The 19,362-nt window shown below is 69.7% G+C and carries 24 protein-coding genes; 6 read left to right on the forward strand and 18 right to left on the reverse strand.

Features of this window, described 5'->3' with window-relative positions; translation table 11 throughout:
• From AC08OX_RS02340 to AC08OX_RS02365, 6 genes are all read right to left on the reverse strand, one after another.
• Window positions 1–442: YkvA family protein (locus AC08OX_RS02340; RefSeq protein ID WP_476606278.1), on the reverse strand; the 442-nt coding region annotated here is incomplete at its 3' end.
• A 104-nt stretch (window positions 443–546) separates the two neighbouring features.
• Window positions 547–2,421, reverse strand: coding sequence for a 3-hydroxyacyl-CoA dehydrogenase family protein (locus AC08OX_RS02345; RefSeq protein WP_476606279.1), 1,875 nt, complete (start codon window positions 2,419–2,421; stop codon window positions 547–549).
• A 213-nt stretch (window positions 2,422–2,634) separates the two neighbouring features.
• Entirely contained in the window at window positions 2,635–3,297 is a 663-nt protein-coding gene (nucS, locus tag AC08OX_RS02350) for an endonuclease NucS (RefSeq protein WP_011438071.1), read from the reverse strand.
• A 64-nt stretch (window positions 3,298–3,361) separates the two neighbouring features.
• Window positions 3,362–3,910: an HD domain-containing protein gene (locus tag AC08OX_RS02355; protein ID WP_476606280.1), complete on the reverse strand. Its 549-nt coding sequence runs from the start codon at window positions 3,908–3,910 to the stop codon at window positions 3,362–3,364.
• A 69-nt stretch (window positions 3,911–3,979) separates the two neighbouring features.
• On the reverse strand, window positions 3,980–4,615 hold the full coding sequence (locus AC08OX_RS02360; RefSeq protein WP_476606281.1) for a hypothetical protein: 636 nt from the start codon (window positions 4,613–4,615) through the stop codon (window positions 3,980–3,982).
• Between the two features lie 240 nt (window positions 4,616–4,855).
• On the reverse strand, window positions 4,856–5,221 hold the full coding sequence (locus AC08OX_RS02365; RefSeq protein WP_476606282.1) for an STAS domain-containing protein: 366 nt from the start codon (window positions 5,219–5,221) through the stop codon (window positions 4,856–4,858).
• 316 nt (window positions 5,222–5,537) lie between these two features.
• Here AC08OX_RS02365 and AC08OX_RS02370 point away from each other — a divergent pair, with 316 nt between their 5' ends.
• The gene (locus AC08OX_RS02370) at window positions 5,538–5,924 is read left to right on the forward strand and encodes a hypothetical protein (RefSeq protein WP_011438075.1); all 387 of its coding nucleotides are present in this window, start codon (window positions 5,538–5,540) and stop codon (window positions 5,922–5,924) included.
• Between the two features lie 60 nt (window positions 5,925–5,984).
• Here the strand turns inward: AC08OX_RS02370 and murA are convergent, their stop codons facing one another.
• Window positions 5,985–7,259, reverse strand: a complete 1,275-nt coding sequence (gene murA / locus AC08OX_RS02375; protein ID WP_476606283.1) for a UDP-N-acetylglucosamine 1-carboxyvinyltransferase — start codon at window positions 7,257–7,259, stop codon at window positions 5,985–5,987.
• A gap of 222 nt (window positions 7,260–7,481) precedes the next feature.
• Here murA and AC08OX_RS02380 point away from each other — a divergent pair, with 222 nt between their 5' ends.
• The 5 genes from AC08OX_RS02380 to AC08OX_RS02400 all read left to right on the forward strand — a co-directional run bounded on the left by AC08OX_RS02380 (window position 7,482) and on the right by AC08OX_RS02400 (window position 9,637).
• Window positions 7,482–7,718 carry a hypothetical protein gene (locus AC08OX_RS02380; protein ID WP_476606284.1) on the forward strand — a complete coding sequence of 79 codons (237 nt, stop codon included), beginning with the start codon at window positions 7,482–7,484 and terminating at the stop codon, window positions 7,716–7,718.
• 19 nt (window positions 7,719–7,737) lie between these two features.
• Window positions 7,738–8,562 carry a protein phosphatase 2C domain-containing protein gene (locus tag AC08OX_RS02385; protein ID WP_476606285.1) on the forward strand — a complete coding sequence of 275 codons (825 nt, stop codon included), beginning with the start codon at window positions 7,738–7,740 and terminating at the stop codon, window positions 8,560–8,562.
• Window positions 8,563–8,603: 41 nt separating this feature from the next.
• The gene (locus AC08OX_RS02390; protein WP_476606286.1) at window positions 8,604–9,176 is read left to right on the forward strand and encodes a cob(I)yrinic acid a,c-diamide adenosyltransferase; all 573 of its coding nucleotides are present in this window, start codon (window positions 8,604–8,606) and stop codon (window positions 9,174–9,176) included.
• Between the two features lie 76 nt (window positions 9,177–9,252).
• The gene (locus tag AC08OX_RS02395) at window positions 9,253–9,507 is read left to right on the forward strand and encodes a hypothetical protein (protein ID WP_476606287.1); all 255 of its coding nucleotides are present in this window, start codon (window positions 9,253–9,255) and stop codon (window positions 9,505–9,507) included.
• Window positions 9,425–9,637, forward strand: a complete 213-nt coding sequence (locus tag AC08OX_RS02400) for a type II toxin-antitoxin system PemK/MazF family toxin (RefSeq protein WP_476606288.1) — start codon at window positions 9,425–9,427, stop codon at window positions 9,635–9,637. The genes AC08OX_RS02395 and AC08OX_RS02400 overlap by 83 nt, the downstream gene beginning before the upstream one ends.
• Before the next feature lie 86 nt (window positions 9,638–9,723).
• Here AC08OX_RS02400 and AC08OX_RS02405 read toward each other — a convergent pair whose 3' ends face one another.
• The 11 genes from AC08OX_RS02405 to AC08OX_RS02455 all read right to left on the reverse strand — a co-directional run bounded on the left by AC08OX_RS02405 (window position 9,724) and on the right by AC08OX_RS02455 (window position 19,300).
• Window positions 9,724–9,981 carry a F0F1 ATP synthase subunit epsilon gene (locus tag AC08OX_RS02405; protein ID WP_011438082.1) on the reverse strand — a complete coding sequence of 86 codons (258 nt, stop codon included), beginning with the start codon at window positions 9,979–9,981 and terminating at the stop codon, window positions 9,724–9,726.
• Window positions 9,981–11,420 carry a F0F1 ATP synthase subunit beta gene (gene atpD, locus AC08OX_RS02410; protein WP_476606289.1) on the reverse strand — a complete coding sequence of 480 codons (1,440 nt, stop codon included), beginning with the start codon at window positions 11,418–11,420 and terminating at the stop codon, window positions 9,981–9,983. Before atpD ends, AC08OX_RS02405 begins: the two co-directional genes overlap by 1 nt.
• A 194-nt stretch (window positions 11,421–11,614) precedes the next feature.
• Entirely contained in the window at window positions 11,615–12,511 is an 897-nt protein-coding gene (locus AC08OX_RS02415; RefSeq protein WP_011438084.1) for a F0F1 ATP synthase subunit gamma, read from the reverse strand.
• A 3-nt stretch (window positions 12,512–12,514) separates the two neighbouring features.
• Window positions 12,515–14,173 (reverse strand): F0F1 ATP synthase subunit alpha, encoded by a 1,659-nt coding sequence (gene atpA, locus AC08OX_RS02420; protein ID WP_476606290.1) that lies wholly within the window; start codon window positions 14,171–14,173, stop codon window positions 12,515–12,517.
• A gap of 116 nt (window positions 14,174–14,289) precedes the next feature.
• Window positions 14,290–15,120 carry a F0F1 ATP synthase subunit delta gene (locus AC08OX_RS02425; protein WP_476606291.1) on the reverse strand — a complete coding sequence of 277 codons (831 nt, stop codon included), beginning with the start codon at window positions 15,118–15,120 and terminating at the stop codon, window positions 14,290–14,292.
• Between the two features lie 2 nt (window positions 15,121–15,122).
• Window positions 15,123–15,713: a F0F1 ATP synthase subunit B gene (locus AC08OX_RS02430; protein ID WP_476606292.1), complete on the reverse strand. Its 591-nt coding sequence runs from the start codon at window positions 15,711–15,713 to the stop codon at window positions 15,123–15,125.
• Between the two features lie 15 nt (window positions 15,714–15,728).
• Entirely contained in the window at window positions 15,729–15,965 is a 237-nt protein-coding gene (locus tag AC08OX_RS02435) for an ATP synthase subunit c family protein (protein WP_011438088.1), read from the reverse strand.
• Between the two features lie 65 nt (window positions 15,966–16,030).
• Window positions 16,031–16,900 (reverse strand): F0F1 ATP synthase subunit A, encoded by an 870-nt coding sequence (atpB, locus tag AC08OX_RS02440; protein ID WP_476606293.1) that lies wholly within the window; start codon window positions 16,898–16,900, stop codon window positions 16,031–16,033.
• Between the two features lie 665 nt (window positions 16,901–17,565).
• A complete protein-coding gene (locus AC08OX_RS02445; protein ID WP_023841093.1) occupies window positions 17,566–17,760 on the reverse strand; it encodes a hypothetical protein in 195 nt (64 codons plus the stop codon).
• On the reverse strand, window positions 17,760–18,194 hold the full coding sequence (locus AC08OX_RS02450; RefSeq protein ID WP_476606294.1) for a hypothetical protein: 435 nt from the start codon (window positions 18,192–18,194) through the stop codon (window positions 17,760–17,762). Before AC08OX_RS02450 ends, AC08OX_RS02445 begins: the two co-directional genes overlap by 1 nt.
• Window positions 18,191–19,300 carry an MraY family glycosyltransferase gene (locus tag AC08OX_RS02455; protein WP_476606295.1) on the reverse strand — a complete coding sequence of 370 codons (1,110 nt, stop codon included), beginning with the start codon at window positions 19,298–19,300 and terminating at the stop codon, window positions 18,191–18,193. Before AC08OX_RS02455 ends, AC08OX_RS02450 begins: the two co-directional genes overlap by 4 nt.
• Window positions 19,301–19,362: the final 62 nt, after the last annotated feature.

The raw sequence follows: 19,362 nt of genomic DNA on the forward strand, positions 1-19,362 counted from the left end.
CCCCGAACCTCTCGCCCGTCCACCGCACCCGCCCGCCGACCCGCTCGAAGCCGGCCATCACGAGCGAGCGGGCGAGCTTGGCCTTGCGCACGGCCCCCGCCGGACTCGCCAGGGCGGACGACGCACCGATGAGCAGATGGAAGCCGCGATCGCTGCCACGCCAGTGCTCACGCAGGATCGGCTCCCCGGCTCCGACGGCCAGCCGCCGGAAGGCGAACGCGATAACCGCGACGTCGTCGAGCTGACCCACCACCGGAATCACGTTGGTCAGCCGGTTCTTCGGCGACACGAGGTACGCGAGCGCCGCGGCGGCCTCCACCTTCGCGGACTGCGGGACCCGCGGATCGGCGACGACCCGCCGCAGCAGCCGGACCAGATCGGGAAGGAACATCGTGACTTCCCGACTGAACGCTCGCACGGCGTCCCTGTCGAGCACGACCATCGCCGCTCCAGCCTCCTCCCGCGCGAATCGGGATTTCCCGCCGACCGTCGACATCCTAGTCCGCGTGGACAGAAGCGATTTTGTTCTCGGCGTGACGGGTGGGCTCAGCGCGGCGGGTGGTCGAGGAACCCCCGGCCGGTCTTGCGTCCCAGGAACCCAGCCCGGACCAGCTGTTCGAGCAGGGGTGCCGGGGCGTAGCCGGGCTCGCGGAACTGCGCGTACAACGAGCGCGTGATCGCGAGCGTGACATCGAGGCCGACGACGTCGGCGAGCGCGAAGGGGCCCAGCGGATGGCCGCAACCGACCGTCATCGCCGTGTCAACGTCCTCGATCGTCGCATAGTGCGCCTGGAGCATCTTCACTGCGTCGTTGAGATAGGGAAACAGCAACGCGTTGACGATGAACCCCGCCCGGTCGGCGCAGAGCACCGGATGCCGCCCGGCCGCTCGGGACAGCGCCAGGACCGTGGCTGTCACGTCGTCGCCGGTGAGCACCGTGGGCACCACCTCGATCAGCTTCATCGCCGGGGCCGGGTTGAACCAGTGCATACCGATGACGTCCCGCGGCCGGCTGGTGGCCATGGCGCACTCGATGACCGGCAACGAGGACGTGGTGGTCGCCAGCACGGCGCCGGGCGCCGCGATCTTGTCCAGGTCGGCGAACAGCTCCCGCTTCACCGCCAGGTCCTCCACCACCGCCTCAAGCAGCAGCTCGCAGTGGCCGAGCTCACCCAGATCGGTCGTGCCGCGCACCCGGGCCAGGGCCGCCAGCCGGTCGGCGTCGGACAGCCGCCCCCTGGCCACCGACGCCGCCAACGACGACTCGATCTTCGCGAGGGTGGCGGCGAGGGTGCGCTCGCTCCGGGCCCGCAGGAGGACGTCGTGCCCGGACCGGGCCAGCACCTCCGCGATGCCATCCGCCATCGTGCCGCTCCCCACGACGCCGACCGAGCGCACCGGGCGGCCCCGCCCCAGGCGGTCGGCAAGCGGATCGACCGCGTCGACCACCTCGGAGGAGTCCGGTGCCGCGTAGGTGTAGAAACCACGACCGGTCTTGCGGCCGAGCAGGCCCGCTCGCACGAGCTGGCTCAGCAGCGGTGCCGGAGCGTGCAGGTGGTCACGGGACTGCCGGTACATCGAGTTGAGGATCTCGTGGGCGGCGTCCAGACCGATCAGATCGAGCAGGGCGAGCGGGCCCATCGGATGCCCGCACCCGAGCCGCATGGCCGCGTCGATGTCCTCCCGGGCCGCATACCGGGCCTCGAGCATGCGCACGGCGTTGTTGAGATAACCGAACAGCAGCGCGTTGACGATGAAGCCCGCCCGGTCCTCCGCGACGACCGCGGTCTTCCCCACGTCGTTGACCAAGCCGATCACCCCGGCCAGCACAGTCGGGTCGGTGACGACCGTGCGTACGACCTCCACCAGGCGCATCACCGGCGCCGGATTGAACCAGTGGGTGCCGAGCACCCGTTCCGGGCGGGCGGTGCCCGCCGCGAGTTCCGTCACCGACAGGGAGCTGGTGTTCGTCAGGAAGACGGTGGCCGGGGGGCAGATCTCGTCGAGTCGGGCGAAAAGCGCCTGTTTGGCGCTCATTCGTTCGTCGATCGCCTCGATCACCAGCTCGCAGTCGGCGACCGCCGCGAGCTCGGTGCCGAGACGCATGCGGGCCAGCACGGCCTGCCTGGTCGCGTCGTCGAGCTTGCCGTGGCGGCCCGCGCGGTCGAGGGAGTGCTCGACCCGGGCCCGGCTGCGGGCGAGCGCGTCGGTGTCACGCGCGATGCCGACGACCTCCAGACCGGCCTTCGCCAGCACCTCGGCGATGCCCGCGCCCATGGTGCCGAGCCCCACCACCCCGACCCGGCGGTGTCTCACCGCCTCGTCCCGGCTGTTCTCCGGCTTCTTCTCCTGGTTCGCGTTCTCCTGGTTCGCGGCCGGCCCCGTTCCCGATGTGGTTCCCGATACGGACCTCTCGATCATGCCCAGGCTCCTCTACTTCGGCACACGGGCCCCGGGCGACGGGTGGGCGTCGCGGGCCGGGCGGTGTCAGACGGCGAACGCCGTGATCCTCCCATATTCTCGGGACGCCGGCCCATGATCGCACTACGGGAACGGACCGGACGGGCTGCCGGGGACGCCGGACGGGCGGCCGTCGCAGGCTCGGCGGACCGGGCAGGTTCGGCGGAATCGCTTTCAGAAAAGCGTCGGAATGGACGGTTCGAGGCCCCGCAGCTCGTCATAGTCGACGACGGCGCAGCCCAGCCCCCGGTCCGCCGCCAGCAGCCGCGCCTGCGGGGTGATGGACTGCGCCGCGAGGATGCCGCGCACGGGATGCGGCAACGCCGGGTCGGCCTCCAGGCGGACAAGGTAACGAGTCAGCTGCTCCACCCCGTCGATCTCACCCCTGCGTTTGATCTCGACGGCGACCGTCGAGCCGTCCGCGTCGCGGCACAGCAGGTCGACCGGCCCGATGCCGGTCTCGTACTCGCGGCGCACCAGGGTGAGTCCGGGCGCGATCGCGTCGGGCCGGTCGGCGAGCAGCACCTGCAGATGCGCCTCCACCCCGTCCTTGCGCAGACCCGGGTCGACGCCGAGGTCGTGCGTGGAATCGTGCAGCACCTGTTCGAGGGTGATGACGAGCTGCTCGGCCGCGCGGTTGGTGACCCGCCAGACCCCGTCCGCCTCGGCGATGACGCACGGGGGACTCATCCAGTTGAGCGGCTTGTACGCTCGCCCGTCGGCGTGGATCGAGACGGATCCGTCCGCCTTGACGAGTACCAACCGGACGGCGCTCGGCAGATGTGCGGTGAGCCGACCGACGTAGTCCACACTGCAGCGAGCGATGACGAGCCGCATGACGTCACGCTATCGCGGCCGTTTCCGGCGCCCGGCGGCGGTGGGACCGCCGCGCACCCGGCGATCACCCGGCATCGCCGCCGCGAGCCGCCACGAGATCGTCCAGAATCCGGCATCGATCCACGTACCGGGCCGACAACCGGGCGGCGTCCTTGGGCGGCAACCGCCTCAGCCTGGCCGGATCGGCGTTGTCCTGCATGTCGGCCCGTTTCACGACGACGGCAAGCGGATCGGCGGCCACCCGGGCGAGATAGTCGGGCACCGGCTCGCCCTCCCGATGGGACAGCGCGTCGACCGCCGCGACGACCGGGGCCGGATAGCCTGCGGCCACGAGATCCGCGAGGGTGGTCTCGCTGTCCTCGACGACGTCGTGCAGCACCGCCGCGAGCTGGGCGGCGTGGGCGTCCACCCCGGCGGTGGGAGCCGTGCGCGCGGCTGCCGCCATCACGCGCAGCGGATGGCCGATGTACTCCTCCCCGACCTTGTCCAGCTGACCGGCGTGCGCCCGGGTGGCCAGGGCGACGGCGTCGTGCAGGGTGGGCGTCGCGGCGCGGTGCGGACCGTCCGCCTCACCATGACCGGGCCGCGCGTCGTCAATCCTGGTTGAGGGCACAGACCGACCGTACGACGTCGAGGGTGCCCCCGGGCTGTCAAGGGTGCCCCGGGCCCATGGCGGTGCAGGTCACCCGGTGCAGGGCGGCGGGGAGACCTTCCACAGGGTGATCAGAGCGCTCGGAAGCACATCACAGGCCCGCGGGCCGTTGCGGACGATCGTCCAGGGCCCGGCTCCGATCCGCCGCCACACGTGCGGGTCGACCGGCGGCGTGGCCGGCCCTTGGACCTCGATGCGACCGATCGCCCAGTACTCGTCGTGCGCCGCGTCAACGCCCTCGACGGCGCCGAAGTACATCCCGTTCACGATCGTCACCTGCCGGGCGGAGATGGTGGAAGCACCCCCAGCCGCCTTGATCGAGTCGGCGACCGTCCACGACAGCGCGAGCCGCAGGGCATCCGGATCAGGCTCGTCGAGGACCCGCATCTGATGGGCCGTGCCCGGTCGGCGGGCACCCTCCCACGGGGCGGTCCGCAGCGCGGGGGTCAGCTCCGGGGCGGGCGAGGTGGCGGTCCGAGGCGCATGCACGGTGCCGGACTGCCGGTCCGCGGTCACGTAGCCGATGGCCACGCCGAGCAGGACCGCGACCACGAACGTTACCGGGACCAGGACCGACCGGTACTCGCGCACCCCGGCCAGCCCGGCGGATCGCGCGCTCCGATCGCCGACGGCATTCACCCGCGCGGGCACCTCCACGTCCTGCACGCCTCCGTCCGGCATCACACCCTGCCAAGAGCCGGGCCCGTCACCCGAAAGCAGTACCCGATCAGCAGGTACCCGGCAAGCATGCCGCATCGCGTGTCCGCCCGGCACACGGGCGCGCCTGACATGACGGTGCGCAGCCACCCTGGTTCGTTCCGCTCCGGGCTCCGTCCCGATCGGGACGGAGCCCTTCCTGACGGGCCTGGGGGGTGGTCGAACGGATGAGCCGCCCGGGCAACCCGCTCAGGCGTGGCCGACGTGCACCAGGTCGGCGGCCTCCTCGAACCGCAGCAACCCACCCAGCCGGTCCGCCACGAGCAGGCGTTCAAGCGGGCTCGGCACATCGATCAGCACCATCGAACGGCCAGCGGCACGGGCTCGGCGAGCGCCGCCAAGCAGCACCCCCAGTGCGGCATGATCGCCGAGCTCCAGGCCCGCGACGTCAACGCGCAGCGGTCCGCTCCCGTTGTCGATCGCCGCGTGCAGCAGGCTGCGTAGTGTCCCCACCGTCCGCACATCCACCCGGCCAACCACGCGGGCCGTCTGCGCGCAGCCGGCCCGCGTCTCCCCGGAGCACTCCAGACTCACCACGTTCACGCCGATGTTCATGTGATCTCCCGTCCCGGCCGTCCGGCGCCCCCGCTGTCGTGACGCCGTTGCTACCAGCTATCCGCGCCGATCGCGGGTAGCACTCAGGTGCGGCTCGCCCAGGGCGGACCGCGACGTACCCCCTCGTCTCCATCGGACTGTCGTCGTTCGGCCACAGAGAGGTCGGGCTGGTTACCTCAATGGTGGCAGCGGTTGACGGGAGATGTTTCCTCTGTCGGATTCCGTGGAGGTGTCGAGGCCCGGATCCAGGTCCGTCGCGAGGATGTCTGCCACGATGCAAGGTGGCGTCGAAGAGCGGCACGATCGGAGGTGCGGGATGCCCGCAACAGCCGGGGCACTTCTCCTCGAGCCGCTGATCGCGCTGCTGGCCGTCGGCCTGCTGATGGCGATCGGGCGCTGGGCCCATGCTCCGGCACGGCCGCGGCCGGCCGGTTCCGTCCCCGGCCACGACTTCGGTCTGCTCGTCCCGGTGGCCACCGTGGACACCCCCGCCGAGATCACTCGGCTCCGCGCGGCGCTGTGGGCACGGGGTATCCGCTCGACCTGGGCCACGGCACCGGCCGGTCCGATTCGCATCGACGCCGCCGGGAACATCATCGCCCGGCCGCGGGACCGCCGCCACGTGCTCGTGTTCGGCACGGACGCGAACCGAGCCGCCCGTGCCCTCGTGAACCTACTCGGCTCGCGCCAGTCGCCCACCTGACCCCGCCTGCCGGGCCGGCGGGGTCACGATGCCAGCGGAATCAGGACGATGCCGGTGAAATCAGGCTACGGCGCGGTCGGAGACCCGGCGGATGTCGGCGCCGAGGTCCGTCATGTTCTCGACAAACCGGGCGTATCCCCGGTCGATGTGGTGGACGTCGCTTACCTCGGTGACGCCGTCCGCAACCAGGCCGGCGAGCACGAGACCCGCGCCGGCCCGCACGTCGGAGGCCGTCACCCGGGTGCCGGACAGCCGCGCGGTGGGCCGGACGATGACGTGGTGGCCGTCCGTACGCAGGTCGGCGCCGAGTTTGTGCAGCTCGCGGCAGAAGGCGAACCGGCTGTCGAAGATGTTCTCGGTGATCAGGGAGGTACCCCGGCTAACCGACTCCAACGCGATGATCTGCGGCAGCAGATCAGTCGGAAAGCCAGGGTACGGCAGCGTCACCACGTCGATCGACCGGGGTTGTCCCCGTCCGACGACCCGGAATCCGTCGTCCCGGACGTCGACCTCGGCACCGGCCTGCACCAGCTTCTCCAGGACGATGCTGAGGTGGGCGGCCTGACCGTGCCGGATCAGCACGTCGCCACCGGTCATCAGGGCGCCGATGGCGTATGTGCCGGCGACGATGCGGTCCGCCACCGTCCGGTGTTCCACCGGGGTGAGCTGGTCGACCCCGTCGATGATCAGTGTCGACGATCCCGCCCCGTCGATACGCCCGCCCATCGCCGTCAGCATCGCGCACAGGTCGGCAATCTCGGGTTCCTGGGCGGCATTGTCGATCACCGTCGTCCCCTTGGCGAGAACCCCGGCCATCAACAGGTTCTCGGTGGCGCCCACACTGGGGAAGTCGAGCCAGATCGAGGCTCCCCGCAGCCGGCCGGAGCAGCGCGCGACGAGGGCTCCGGACTCGACGTCAACCAGCGCACCGAGTTTGGTCAGGCCGTTGACATGAATGTCGAGCGCGCGCGATCCGATCGCGTCCCCACCGGGCAGGGCGACCCGCGCCTCCCCGCGGCGGGCGACCAGCGGACCGAGCACCGCCACCGACGCCCTGATCTGCCGCACCAGCTCACCATCGGCCGCGACGCCCGGAGCCTGGGGCACCTCAATGCTCAGCCGCCCGCCGGCGGCGTCCCGCTCGACGGTCGCACCGAGCCCCGCTAGCACCTTGGACATCACCGACACGTCCAGGATGTCAGGAACGGCGGACAGCATCGTCCGGCCCGCGGCCAGCAGGCTCGCGGCCATCAGCTTCAGTACCGAGTTCTTCGCGCCCGGGACGGCGACCTCGCCGGCCAGCCGGGTACCGCCTGTCACAACGAAGCGCTCCACGAACCTCGATGCTAGGTCCTGGCCTGAAGATCTTCACCGCCACCCGCCGGACCGACCGGCGCAACCCTGCGCGGTCGCCTCATTCCGCTGCGTCGGACGGAAGGACGGACACCCCGTCGTGGGTGCGGATAAACGGCTCGAGCCGTCCGGCCACCGCGTCCGCCACCCGGATTGCGAAAGCCGGCACAAACCGCGTACGGACCTCGTCGATTCCTGGAGATCATGGGGTTACTCGCGGCAGTGATCGCCTTCATCACCACCGCCGCGAACATCGCTGCGGGGCAGCCGGCCCGACCGGCCGCCGGCCTTCTCACGCTCGCTGGCGGCGTGACGTTGCTCGTCTTCTGGGGCTTTCACGTCCTGCTCGTGGGGACCGAACCGGCCCGGCGTCGGGTCGTCGCGGCAGTCGTCGGGACGATACTCGTGGTGGCGGGGTTTCTCATGACGGAGTTCTCATGACCACGGTGGGGGCCGACGGGTGCGTGTGCTGCGGTCCATCAGCCGGTCGGACAAGCTCCACGATGAGGACGCCGCCGGTTCCCGCGCCGATGGCCTGTGGGTGATCGACGGAGCGACGCCGCTGCACGACGATCCGACGATCAGCGGCCGGTCCTCGGCGGCCTGGCTGAGCGGCGCGGCCGACGCCTTCCTCGCCACGGTCCCCTGGCGGGATAGATCCCTGCCCGAGGTGGTGCGGGAGCTGATCGCACACGTCCGCGCCGAGGGACGGCGCCTGGGGCTCGCCGCGGGTCGGTTCCCGACCGCCACGATCACCCTCGCCCGGCAACGGGGCCCGCTACTCGATCTGTACCTCCTCGGGGACAGCCCGGTGCTGCTCCGTCATCCCGGCGGGGAGGTGGTCAGTTTCACCGATCCCCAGTTCGATGGGGTCGAAGAGGCGCTGCTCGAACCGGTCCGCGCCGAGCTGGCACGCGGCATCGATGTCGCGCAGGCCTACGGACGGGCACACACGATGACCCACGAACGCCGCCGGCAGCGCAACACCGCGGCCGGGTCCTGGATCCTCGGTGACGTCACCGCTGCCGCCGACCACGCGTTCGTCACCACCATGCCGGTGGAACCCGGCACGGAGCTGGTGGCGCTGTCCGACGGCTACGCCCGGGCCGTCCGTCCCTTCAGCCTGGTCGCCGACGACGCGGCCCTTGTCGACGTGCTCGCCCGCGGCGAACAGGCCATACTGCTGGAACGGCTGCGGGCGGCGGAACGGGCCGATCCGGACTGCTTGCGGTTCCCCCGGTTCGGGATGAGCGACGACGCGACCGCGCTCTACGCCCGGATCTGACAACCCGGCCGCGCGGTCAACGACTGCCTAGAGTGGTCCCCATGGCAGTGCACCTGACTCGGATCTACACCCGCACCGGGGATGACGGTACGACGGCGCTGGGCGACATGTCGCGGGTGGCGAAGACCGATCCGCGGCTGGCCGCCTATGCCGACGTGGATGAGGCGAACGCCGCGATCGGCGTGGCCCTCGCCCTCGGCGGGCTTCCCGACGAGCTGCGGGCGGTGCTCGGCCAAGTCCAGAACGACCTCTTCGACGTCGGCGCGGATCTGTGCACCCCGGTCGACCCGGCGCCGGCCTACCCACCCCTGCGGATCACCGAGGCCTACGTGGAACGGCTCGAGGAGGCGTGTGACCGTTTCAACGCCGACCTGCCGAAGCTGGCTTCCTTCGTTCTTCCGGGAGGGACTGCCGGGGCGGCGCTGCTGCATGTCGCCCGCACGGTCGCCCGCCGGGCGGAACGGTCCATCTGGGCCCTCCTCGAGGCCGAGCCGGACCGCACCGGCCCGCTGCCGGCCCGCTATCTCAACCGACTGTCGGACCTGCTGTTCATCCTCGCCCGGGTGGCGAACCCCGAGGGGGACGTGCTCTGGCGCCCGGGGGCGCACGCCTGAGACCCGCTCAGTACCCGAGGGTCGACAAGCCAGTCAACCGAATTGATGACCGACGATCACGAGTACCACGGTGCGCGTGAGTGACAGGACGCGGCAACGGGTCGCGGCCATGGCCGCGACCACCGGCCAGCAGATGCAGACGATCATTGACCAGGCCGTCGAGGCCTACGAGCGCGAGCTGTTTTGGCGCGGCTTCGAGGAGGGGTACGACCGCCTCGCGGCCGACTCGCCCGCCTGGGACGAGCTCGGTGCCGAGCGCTCCGCCGAGGCGGAGGCGCTGCGGGCTGCCCTCCCACGTCGAGCTCGCGCCCGGCGGCACCGGTCTGCGTGAGACAAGCTACGCGAAGGTCGAGGACGTGAAATCGGTGTCCCAGCAGCGCTTTGGTCGCCGGCTCGGCGTCGTGGGTCCCGATCATCTGCTGCGGATGACCAAGGCCCTGCAGTTTCTGTTGGGCCTGTAGAGCCTGTAGGGCCCTGTCGCGACCTGTGACGTGACGCGAAAGACGCGTCCCCCGATGCGGAGAACGCGCCCTTGGCCGCGGGAAACTCAGGTCAGCTTCGCGGTCTCGGCGAGGATGCTGACACCCTGGTGTGTCACCGAGATGAAGCCGCCGTCCACCGAGGCCGAGATCTCCCGGCCACCGGTCTTGACCCGGACCGTTCCGCCCGGCGCCAGCAGACCCAGCAGCGGCACATGGCCGGGCAGCACGCCGAGATCACCGTCGGTGGTCCGGGCGACGACCATGTCGGCGTCGCCGGACCACACCTCCTGCTCGGGCGAGACAATCGCCACCCGGATCGGCATTACAGGTTCTCCGCGTTCTTCTCCGCGTCCTCGATGCCACCGCACATGAAGAACGCCTGCTCCGGCAGGTGGTCGAAGTCGCCCTGAGTGAGCCGCTTGAACGAGTCGATCGTCTCGTCGAGCGGGACGAACTTGCCGGGGATGCCGGTGAACTGCTCGGCCACGAAGAACGGCTGCGACAGGAACCGCTGGATCCGCCGCGCCCGGTTGACGAGAATCTTGTCCTCTTCGGAGAGCTCATCGATACCGAGGATGGCGATGATGTCCTGCAGGTCCTTGTAGCGCTGCAGGATCCGCTGCACCTCACGGGCCGTGTCGTAGTGCTCCTGCCCGAGATAGCGCGCGTCCAGGATCCGGGAGTTGGAGTCGAGCGGGCTCACCGCCGGGTAGATACCCAGGTCGGAGATGGCCCGGTCGAGCACGGTGGTGGCGTCGAGGTGGGTGAACGTCGTCGCCGGCGCCGGGTCGGTCAGGTCGTCCGCGGGCACGTAGATGGCCTGCAGCGAGGTGATCGAGTGGCCCCGGGTCGAGGTGATGCGCTCCTGGAGCACACCCATCTCGTCGGCCAGCGTCGGCTGGTAGCCGACGGCGCTGGGCATCCGGCCGAGCAGCGTGGAAACCTCGGATCCGGCCTGGGTGAACCGGAAGATGTTGTCGATGAACAGCAGCACGTCCTGCTTCTGGACGTCCCGGAAGTACTCGGCCATCGTGAGCGCGCCGAGCGCGACCCGCAGCCGGGTACCCGGCGGCTCGTCCATCTGGCCGAACACCAGCGCGGTGTCCTCGATGACGCCGGCCTCGGTCATCTCCAGGAACAGGTCGTTGCCCTCACGGGTACGCTCGCCGACCCCGGCGAACACCGAGACGCCACCGAACTCCTTGGCGACCCGGCGGATCATCTCCTGGATGATGACGGTCTTGCCGACGCCGGCACCGCCGAACAGGCCGATCTTCCCACCGCGCACGTACGGCGCGAGCAGGTCGATGACCTTGATGCCGGTGGTGAACATCTCGGTCTTCGACTCGAGCTGGTCGAACGCCGGCGCCGACCGGTGGATCGGCCAGTACGTCTCGGCCTCGATCTGCTTCACGTCGAGCGGCGTGCCAAGCACGTTGAACACGTGGCCCTTGGTGGCGTCGCCGACCGGGACCGAGATCGGCGCGCCGGTGTCGTGGACGGGCGCGCCCCGGACGAGACCGTCGGTCTGCTGCATGGAGATGGCCCGCACGGTGTTGTCACCGATGTGCTGGGCGACCTCGAGCGTCAGCGTCAGCGTCTCGTCGCCGATAGTCCGGTCGACCTGCAGTGCCTGGTAGATCTCGGGGAGTTCGTCGGGAGCGAACTCCACGTCGACAACCGGTCCGATGACTCGGGCGACCCGGCCGATCCCCGGGGTCCGGCCCTGTGCCGTGGCCGGCGAGCTGGTGGTGACGGTCATGGCGTCCTCAGTTTCCGATCAATGCCCGCCGCCGCAGCCTCGGGCTCGCGTTCGCTGGCACCTGGGACGGAACGGCCCGCGTCGCGCGCGCTCCGCCTTCGGCGTCGTCCTTCACGTTCTGTTGTCGTCGCTGTCCTCATCGGTTCCGGTCACACGAGTCCGGCCACACGAGTGTGAACCGCCGCCCACCCATATCAGGTTCCCGAAGCCAGAGCGTTGGCGCCACCGACGATCTCGGAGATCTCCTGAGTAATGGCGTCCTGTCGGGCCCGGTTGGCCTGCCGGGTGTATCTCTTGATGAGGTCCTCGGCGTTGTCCGTAGCCGACTTCATGGCCCGCTGCCGCGCCGCCGACTCCGACGCCGCCGACTCGAGCAGCGCCGCATAGAGCCGGCTTTCCACGTAGCGCGGCAGCAACGCGTCGAGCACCCCCTCGGCGGAGGGCTCGAACTCATACTGGGGCAGCGGACCGCCACGCGGCGGTTCGTCGGTCTCGGTGAGCACCATCGGCAGCAACCGGCGGGCGACCGGCGTCTGGGTGATGGCGCTGACGTACTCCGTGTGGACCACGTGGATCTCGTCCACCCCGCCGTTCTCGCTCGTGGCGATGAAGGCCGCGATGAGCGCGTCCGCGACCGACTTGGCGTCCGCGTACGACGGCTGTTCGGAGAAACCGGTGTACTCGCCGCTCATCGCACGTCCCCGGAAGCGGTAGTAGCCCGTTCCCTTGCGGCCCACGACGTGCAGGTCGGTCTCCTTGCCCTCCGAATGCAGCAGCTCGATGAGCTCCCCGGTGCGCCGCAGCGCGTTCGAGCTGTACCCGCCGGCCAACCCCCGGTCGCTGGTGATCACCACGACCGCGGCCCGGGCCGCCCCGGGCCGCTCGGTGGTGAGCGGATGGTCGATCGTGGTCTGCGCCGCGACCGCCTCGATCACCCGGGTGATCTCCTCGGCATAGGGGCGGGCCGCAGCGACCCGCGCCCGCGCCTTGGCAATGCGGGAAGCCGCGATCAGCTCCATCGCTCGGGTGATCTTCTTCGTCGACTGCACCGACCGGATGCGCCGCCGGTACTCACGAAGCTGGCCCGCCATGGATCAGCCCTCGTCGTCTTTGCGCGCCGCGGGCCGGTGCATCGGGATCGACTCCTGCCGCACCAGCCCCGGGTCGAGCGGGCTCGGCGCCGGCTCGTTGACCAACGGCTTGCCGTCGGACAGCGTGAACTGCTTCTTGAACTCCGCGACGGCCGACTCCAGCATGGCGATCGTGTCGTCGCTGAGCTTGCCGGTGGTCACGATCGCGTCGTATACCTCTGGGTAAGACCGGCCGACGAAGTCCAGGAACTCCGACTCGAAGCGACGGATGTCCGCCACGGGCACATCGTCGAGCTTGCCGGTGGTTCCGGCCCAGATCGACACGACCTGGCGCTCGACCGGGAAGGGCTGGCCCTGCGGCTGCTTGAGCAGCTCAACCAGGCGGGCGCCGCGCGCGAGCTGGTCCCGCGAGGCCTTGTCCAGGTCGGAACCGAAGGCCGAGAACGCCTCGAGCTCGCGGTACTGGGCGAGGTCCAGCCGCAGGCGGCCGGCGACCGACTTCATCGCCTTAACCTGCGCGCTACCGCCGACCCGGGACACCGAGGTGCCGACGTTGATGGCCGGGCGGACACCCTGGTTGAACAGGTCGGACTCCAGGAAGACCTGCCCGTCGGTGATCGAGATGACGTTCGTCGGGATGTAGGCCGAGATGTCGTTGGCCTTCGTCTCAATGATCGGCAGTCCGGTCAGCGAGCCGCCGCCGAGCTCGTCGGAGAGCTTGGCGCAGCGCTCCAGCAGGCGGGAGTGCAGGTAGAAGACGTCACCCGGGTAGGCCTCGCGGCCCGGCGGACGGCGCAGCAGCAGCGAGATCGCGCGGTAGGCCTCGGCCTGCTTGGTCAGGTCGTCAAAGACGATCAGCGCGTGCTGGCCGTTGTACATCCAGTGCTGGGCGATCGCCGAGCCGGTGTAGGGCGCGATGTACTTGAAGCCCGCCGGCTCGTCAGCCGGCGCCGCCACGATCGTGGTGTAGGCCAGCGCGCCGGCCTCCTCCAGAGAGTTCACCACCTCGCGGATTGTCGACTTCTTCTGGCCGATCGCCACGTAGACGCACTTGACCTGCTTCGACGGATCACCAGAGGTCCAGTTGTCCCGCTGGTTGATGATCGCGTCGATGGCCACCGTCGTCTTGCCGGTCTGCCGGTCGCCGATGATCAGCTGGCGCTGACCACGGCCGATGGCCGTCATCGCGTCGATCGCCTTGATACCGGTCTGCAGGGGTTCCTTCACCGGCTGGCGCTGGACGACCGTCGGCGCCTGCAGTTCCAGCTCCCGGGATCCCTCGGCCACGATCTCCCCGAGGCCGTCGATCGGCCGCCCGAGCGGGTCGACGACCCGGCCGAGGAAGCCGTCACCGACGGGAGCGGAGAGGATCTGGCCGGTGCGGCGGACCTCCTGCCCCTCCTCGATGTTCTCGGATTCACCCAGGATGACGGTTCCGATCTCGCCGACCTCGAGGTTCAGCGCGAGACCCAGCACACCTCCGTGGAACTCCAGCAGCTCGTTGGTCATCGTGTGCGGGAGACCCTCGACCCGGGCGATGCCGTCACCGGTGACGACGACCCGGCCGACCTCCTCACGGCCGGCTGAGGTGGCCTGGAAAGAGTCGACGTACTCCCGCAGGGCGTCGCGGATCTCCTCCGGCCGGATGGAGAGCTCAGTCATCGCTTACGTCCTTCGTCCTTCATTGCGGGCAGGGCAGGTCGCCCCGGGTCGGGATGCGGGTCCGCGGTGGTCGCGGCGACGGGGACCGTCACGATCATCGTGGTCACGGTCGCCGCCTATCGGAGCAGGGCCCGGCGGGCGGCGACGAACCAGCGCAGCACGCTGCCGTCCACCACCTCGCCGCCGACCTGGACCACGACACCACCCAGGATGTCGGGGTCGAGATCGACCTGCAGCTGGATCTGGCGGCCAAAGTACCGGCTGATCGCCGCACCCAGACGGGCGACGACTTCGCTACTCAGCGGAACCGCCGTACGGACGATCGCCACCACCCGACCCCGGCGGGCCGCGGCGATCCGGCTGAACTCGGCCAGCCGGCGCTCGACGTCGCCGTGGATCCGGTCGGCCGCCGCCTGCTGGACCAGGCGCACGGTGACCGGGTGCGCCCGGCCGGCGAGCAGCCGGGTGAGCAGCCTGTCCTTGACTGCCGCCGGCGCGGCCGGGTCGGTCAGCGCGAGCGCGAGCGGAGCGTTCTGGTCGAGGATCCGGCCGAACCGGAACAGCTCGTCCTCGACCTCCTCCAGCGCCCCGTCCCGCTCCGCCTCGACGAGCAGCGCCTCGACGCTCAGTTCGAGCAGCGCGTACTGCAGATCGAACGGCCGCGACCAGCGCGCCCCGACCGCCGTGTGCACGATCCGCAGGCTCGCCGGGGCGAGCTGAGTTCCGAACAGCCGGGTGACCAGCTCCGTGCGCGCGGCCACGGGTGCCCCCGGGTCGGTGAGGGCGCGGCGCACGGCCGGCTCCCGGGCGAGGAGCTCGGCGACGGCCCGGAGGTCCTCGGCGATCCGCCCGGCGTCCACCGGGCGGGGCGCGCCCGGTGCCGTCGCGGTTGCCTCGTCGAGCGTCGCCCGCGCGGCCGCCAAGCCGTGCCTGCTGGCTCCCTCCACCGTCAGCCTCCCGGCCTGACCGGTGCGGCCACGGTACCGACGCCCTCGGCCGAGTTGTCAAGCGCTGCGATGAAGTCGTCGATCAGCCGGTTCTGCGTGGCGCTGCTCTCCAGCTGGAATCCGACGATCTTCGAGGCCAGATCGACCGCGATCTCACCGACCTCCCAGCGGACCTGGGCGACGATCTGCGCCCGGTCGGCCGCGAGCTGGGCGTCCGCCCGGGCCTTGATCTCGGCGATCTCGCGCTGCGCCGCGGCGCGGAGTTCCTCGGTGATCTGCCGGCCCTCGCCGTGCGCCTCCTCGCGGATGCGCGCGGCCTCGGTCCGAGCCTCGGCCAGCTGGGCGCGGTACTGCTCCAGCAGGGCCTGCGCCTCGCGTTGCGCCGCCTCGGCGCGGGCGAGCCCGCCCTCGATCCGCTCGGTGCGCTGCGCGTAGGTCCTGGCGATCTGCGGCCTGATCTTCCAGAAGAAGAAGGCCACGAGCAAGGCGAACGACAACGTTCCGATGAGCAGTTCACTCAGCGGCGGGACCAGAACGTTCTCGTCGGAGTGCCCGCTCTCGGCGGCGGCGATAAGGATGGATGTCGCGCTCATGATTGCCCCGCCGGTTTACGGGAAGACGAAGGGAACGACGAAGCCGATGAGCGCGAGGGCTTCGGCGAGAGCGAAGCCGATGAGCATGTACCGGAAGGCGACCTGCTCGGCCTCGGGCTGGCGGGCGATCGCCTGGACGCCCAGGCCGAAGATGAGACCGATACCGATACCGGGACCGATGGCGGCGAGGCCGTAGGCGACGGCGCCCAGGCTTCCGCTCACAGCGTCCTTGGCGGCGAGAATGTCTGCCATTGCGGTGCTTTTCCTATTCAGTCGGGCACCGGGACTCGCCGGTGCTGGAAGGGTGTGTCGGGAATCTAGGCCCGGGCCGATACCGGCACGCCCACCGGAGCAGGCGAGGCGAGTTCCTCGGACGGAGCTACCTCGTGCTCTCCGTGCACCATCGCACCGCCGATGTAGGCGGCTGTGAGGATCGTGATGATGTACGCCTGGAGAGCGTCGATGACAAGCTCGAACGCCGTGAGGATGATCGCCACCAGCAGTGACGCGGCGCCGAACACATAGGGGGGCTTGGGCAGCAGGTAGTCCGCGCCCAGCGAGAAGACCAGCAGCAGGATGTGCCCGGCGAACATGTTCGCGAAGAGCCGGACCGCCAGCGTGAAGGGCCGCACGATCAAGGTCGAGAGAATCTCGATCGGCGCCAGGAGCACGCGGATCCACAGCGGCGCGGTGGGAGCCGGGTCAATCATCTCCTTGAAGTACGGACCGGCGCCGTTGGCCTTGATGCCCGCGTAGTTGAACAGCACGTACGTGACGAGCGCCAGAACCATCGGGACGGCGATGCGCGAGGTCGCCGGGAACTGGGCCCCGGGCACCACCGCGAGCACGTTGCAGATCAACACGAAGCTGAACAGGACGAGCAGGTAGGGCGTGTATCTCGTGCCCTTCTCGCCGATGACACCCCGGGCGATCTGCAGATCGATGAAGTCGTAGGCCGACTCGCACAGGTTCTGGAGGCCGCGAGGTATGATTTTAGCTCGGCGGAATCCCAACCAGAAGATCACACCGACAAACAGCGCAGCAAAGATCGTGAGCGCGGTGGCCTTGTTGAGGTAGAGATTGACCGAGCCGATCCCGACATCGAACCAGTGCGGAGTCTGGAAGACCTCCTTGGTGGGGCCTTCGAAGCCCTCGTCGGCGAGGACCGGCACGACAAACACCTCCATGATCGATTAGGTAGCGCGTTCACGGCCCGGCGAGGTTGCCGTGCTCGGCGGCAGATTGCCTCCACCCTACCGGGTTCGCACGACACGCTCACGCCGAAGAACGACCCGTCGCCAACCGGGTACAGCGCTCCGAAGGACACCTCGACAAGCCCAGGCCCTGATGGGTGTCGGCAGGCCGACGTCCTGTTGCCCGCGATACTATCCACACCGGCACCCCACAAGCACGGACTCGCTTCGACGTTCGCACTGGTTCATCCGCGCGTTGTCTATGGGTTTCACTCCGTTGCTACCCATTCCACACAACGCAACGAGTTGATGACACGCGGCTTCCGGCTGCACCCATCTCCCGCCGTCGGGTACTCCCAATAGCGTCACAACGTCTGCCAGATGAGCACAATTCGGCTCTCCCTTCCCCGTCTCGGCGACCTGGGTCCACTCTGACCGGAATCGGTTGCGCCGTCGATGACCTTCGAGGTCATCGACGGCGAGGACCGGCCCGAATCAATGGAACAGCCGGGGCGGTCGGTACAGCCAGGTCCAGCAGGACGGAACTACCAGGACAAGCGGGACAGAACGGTCAGGCCGAACGAACTGGGCGAACAGGACCAACGGAGCGTATTTCGCCAAGACTGCCGAGCTGGCCGGAAGCCCGGCTATCCGCCCTCTCACCGGGTAAGTCGATAGATCACGAGGTACATCGCGGCGGCGAGGCCGACGGTCAGTCCGATCGGCAGGAACAACACGTGAAAGCCGAGAAGGCGATCCGCTCCAAAACCGACCAGTCCCCAGAAGAGCATTCCGGCGATCAACGTGCCGAAGACGTTCCACGCCTCGCCGGGACCGTTTCCCCCCGAGGTCATCAGACCGGCGGACGACGCGAGGCGTCCCACGCGCCGGGACGCTCCGGGTCGTAGAAGGGCATCCGGGTGTGGGTCGCGACCCAGAGCTCGGCACCCATCCACCCGAAGACCCCGGCGAAAATCGACCAGGCGAAGGCTGGCAGGTCAAGGGCCTCCGTGTCCTGGATCACCACGAGCAGGACACCCAGCAGTGCTACCTTCGCCGCGTAGGTGCCAAGGGCCGCCGGCAGGAGCAGATGCGGCGCCCGGCGCGCGACGGCCCCGACCGCCACCTTGCTGATACCGAAGAACGCCATGACGATCATCAGGCCGACCGCGGCACTCAGGGCGCCCGTCCCGCCGCGCAGGACCACCGCGAGCCCCACCGCCGGGACCGCCAGCACCCCGGTCAGCGCCGCTCCCAGCCGGATCACCCGGGCCGCCGGCACGATCATGCGCGCCGCGCCGATCGCTGGGTCCTGATCAGCAGCGCGATCAGGACCGCGAGGCCCACTCCGACGGTGGCGACCAGGATCGGCAACGGGGAGTTGGAGAACGACGCGGCGACACCTCCGAACCCGACCAGAGCCGCCCAGAAATACATGAAGAGAACCGCCCTCACGTGCGAATTACCGATTTCCAGCATGCGGTGGTGGAGATGCATCTTGTCCGCCGCGAACGGCGAGCGCCCCGCCCTCGTCCGCCGGACGACCGCGAGCCCGAGATCGAGAAACGGAACGGCGAGCACGGCCAGGGGTATCGCCAACGGGATCAGCGACGGGTAGGACCGTGAGGGTCCAGCGTAACCCCCGTAGGCCACCTGACCGGTCACGGAGATCATCGATGCGGCCGACAGCAGGCCGATGAGCATCGAGCCCGAGTCCCCCATGAACAGCCGGGCCGGATTGAAATTGTGCGGCAGGAAGCCGATGCAGACCCCGGCGGTCACGGCGGCCAGGAGCGCCGCCGGGGAGGCCCGGTAGAAGCCGTTGATCACTGCGATCTGATAGGCGAAGTAGAAGGTCGCGCCGGCGGCGATCGCCGCGACGCCCGCCGCGAGGCCGTCCAGGCCATCGATGAAGTTCATCGCGTTGATAAGCACGACCGTGGCGAGGATGGACAGCGGGACCGCGGTCTCCGGTCCCAGGCTCAGCGTCGTCTCGCTGTCCCGATTGATCGCAAACGTCCATTGGACGCCGAGGAGCACCATGATGCCGGCCGTGGCGACCTGCCCGGCCAGTTTGGTCAGGGAGTCCAGTTCCCATCGGTCGTCGGCGACGCCGAGCAGGCAGATCAAGGTGCCGGCGACGAGCACCGCCCGGATCTCCGACCAGTCCTGGGAGACCACCGAGAGGAACGGCAGGCGGTCCGCCACCCCGAACCCGGCGTAGAGCCCGGCAAGCATGGCCAGGCCCCCCAGCCGGGGCGTCGGGGTGGAGTGGACGTCGCGGGCACGTACCCCGGCGACGGCACCGATGCGCATGGCGAAGACGCGTGCCACCGGCGTGGCGAGAAAGGTCACCGCCGCCGAGACCACGAAGACGAGCAGGTACTCGCGCACCGTCGGGCATCTCCCGCCTGCCGGACCCGGATCCGGCTACTGCCGCCTGCTGCCGCGGCCGT

The sequence above is a fragment of the Frankia sp. CoBUL1 genome (assembly GCF_978021245.1).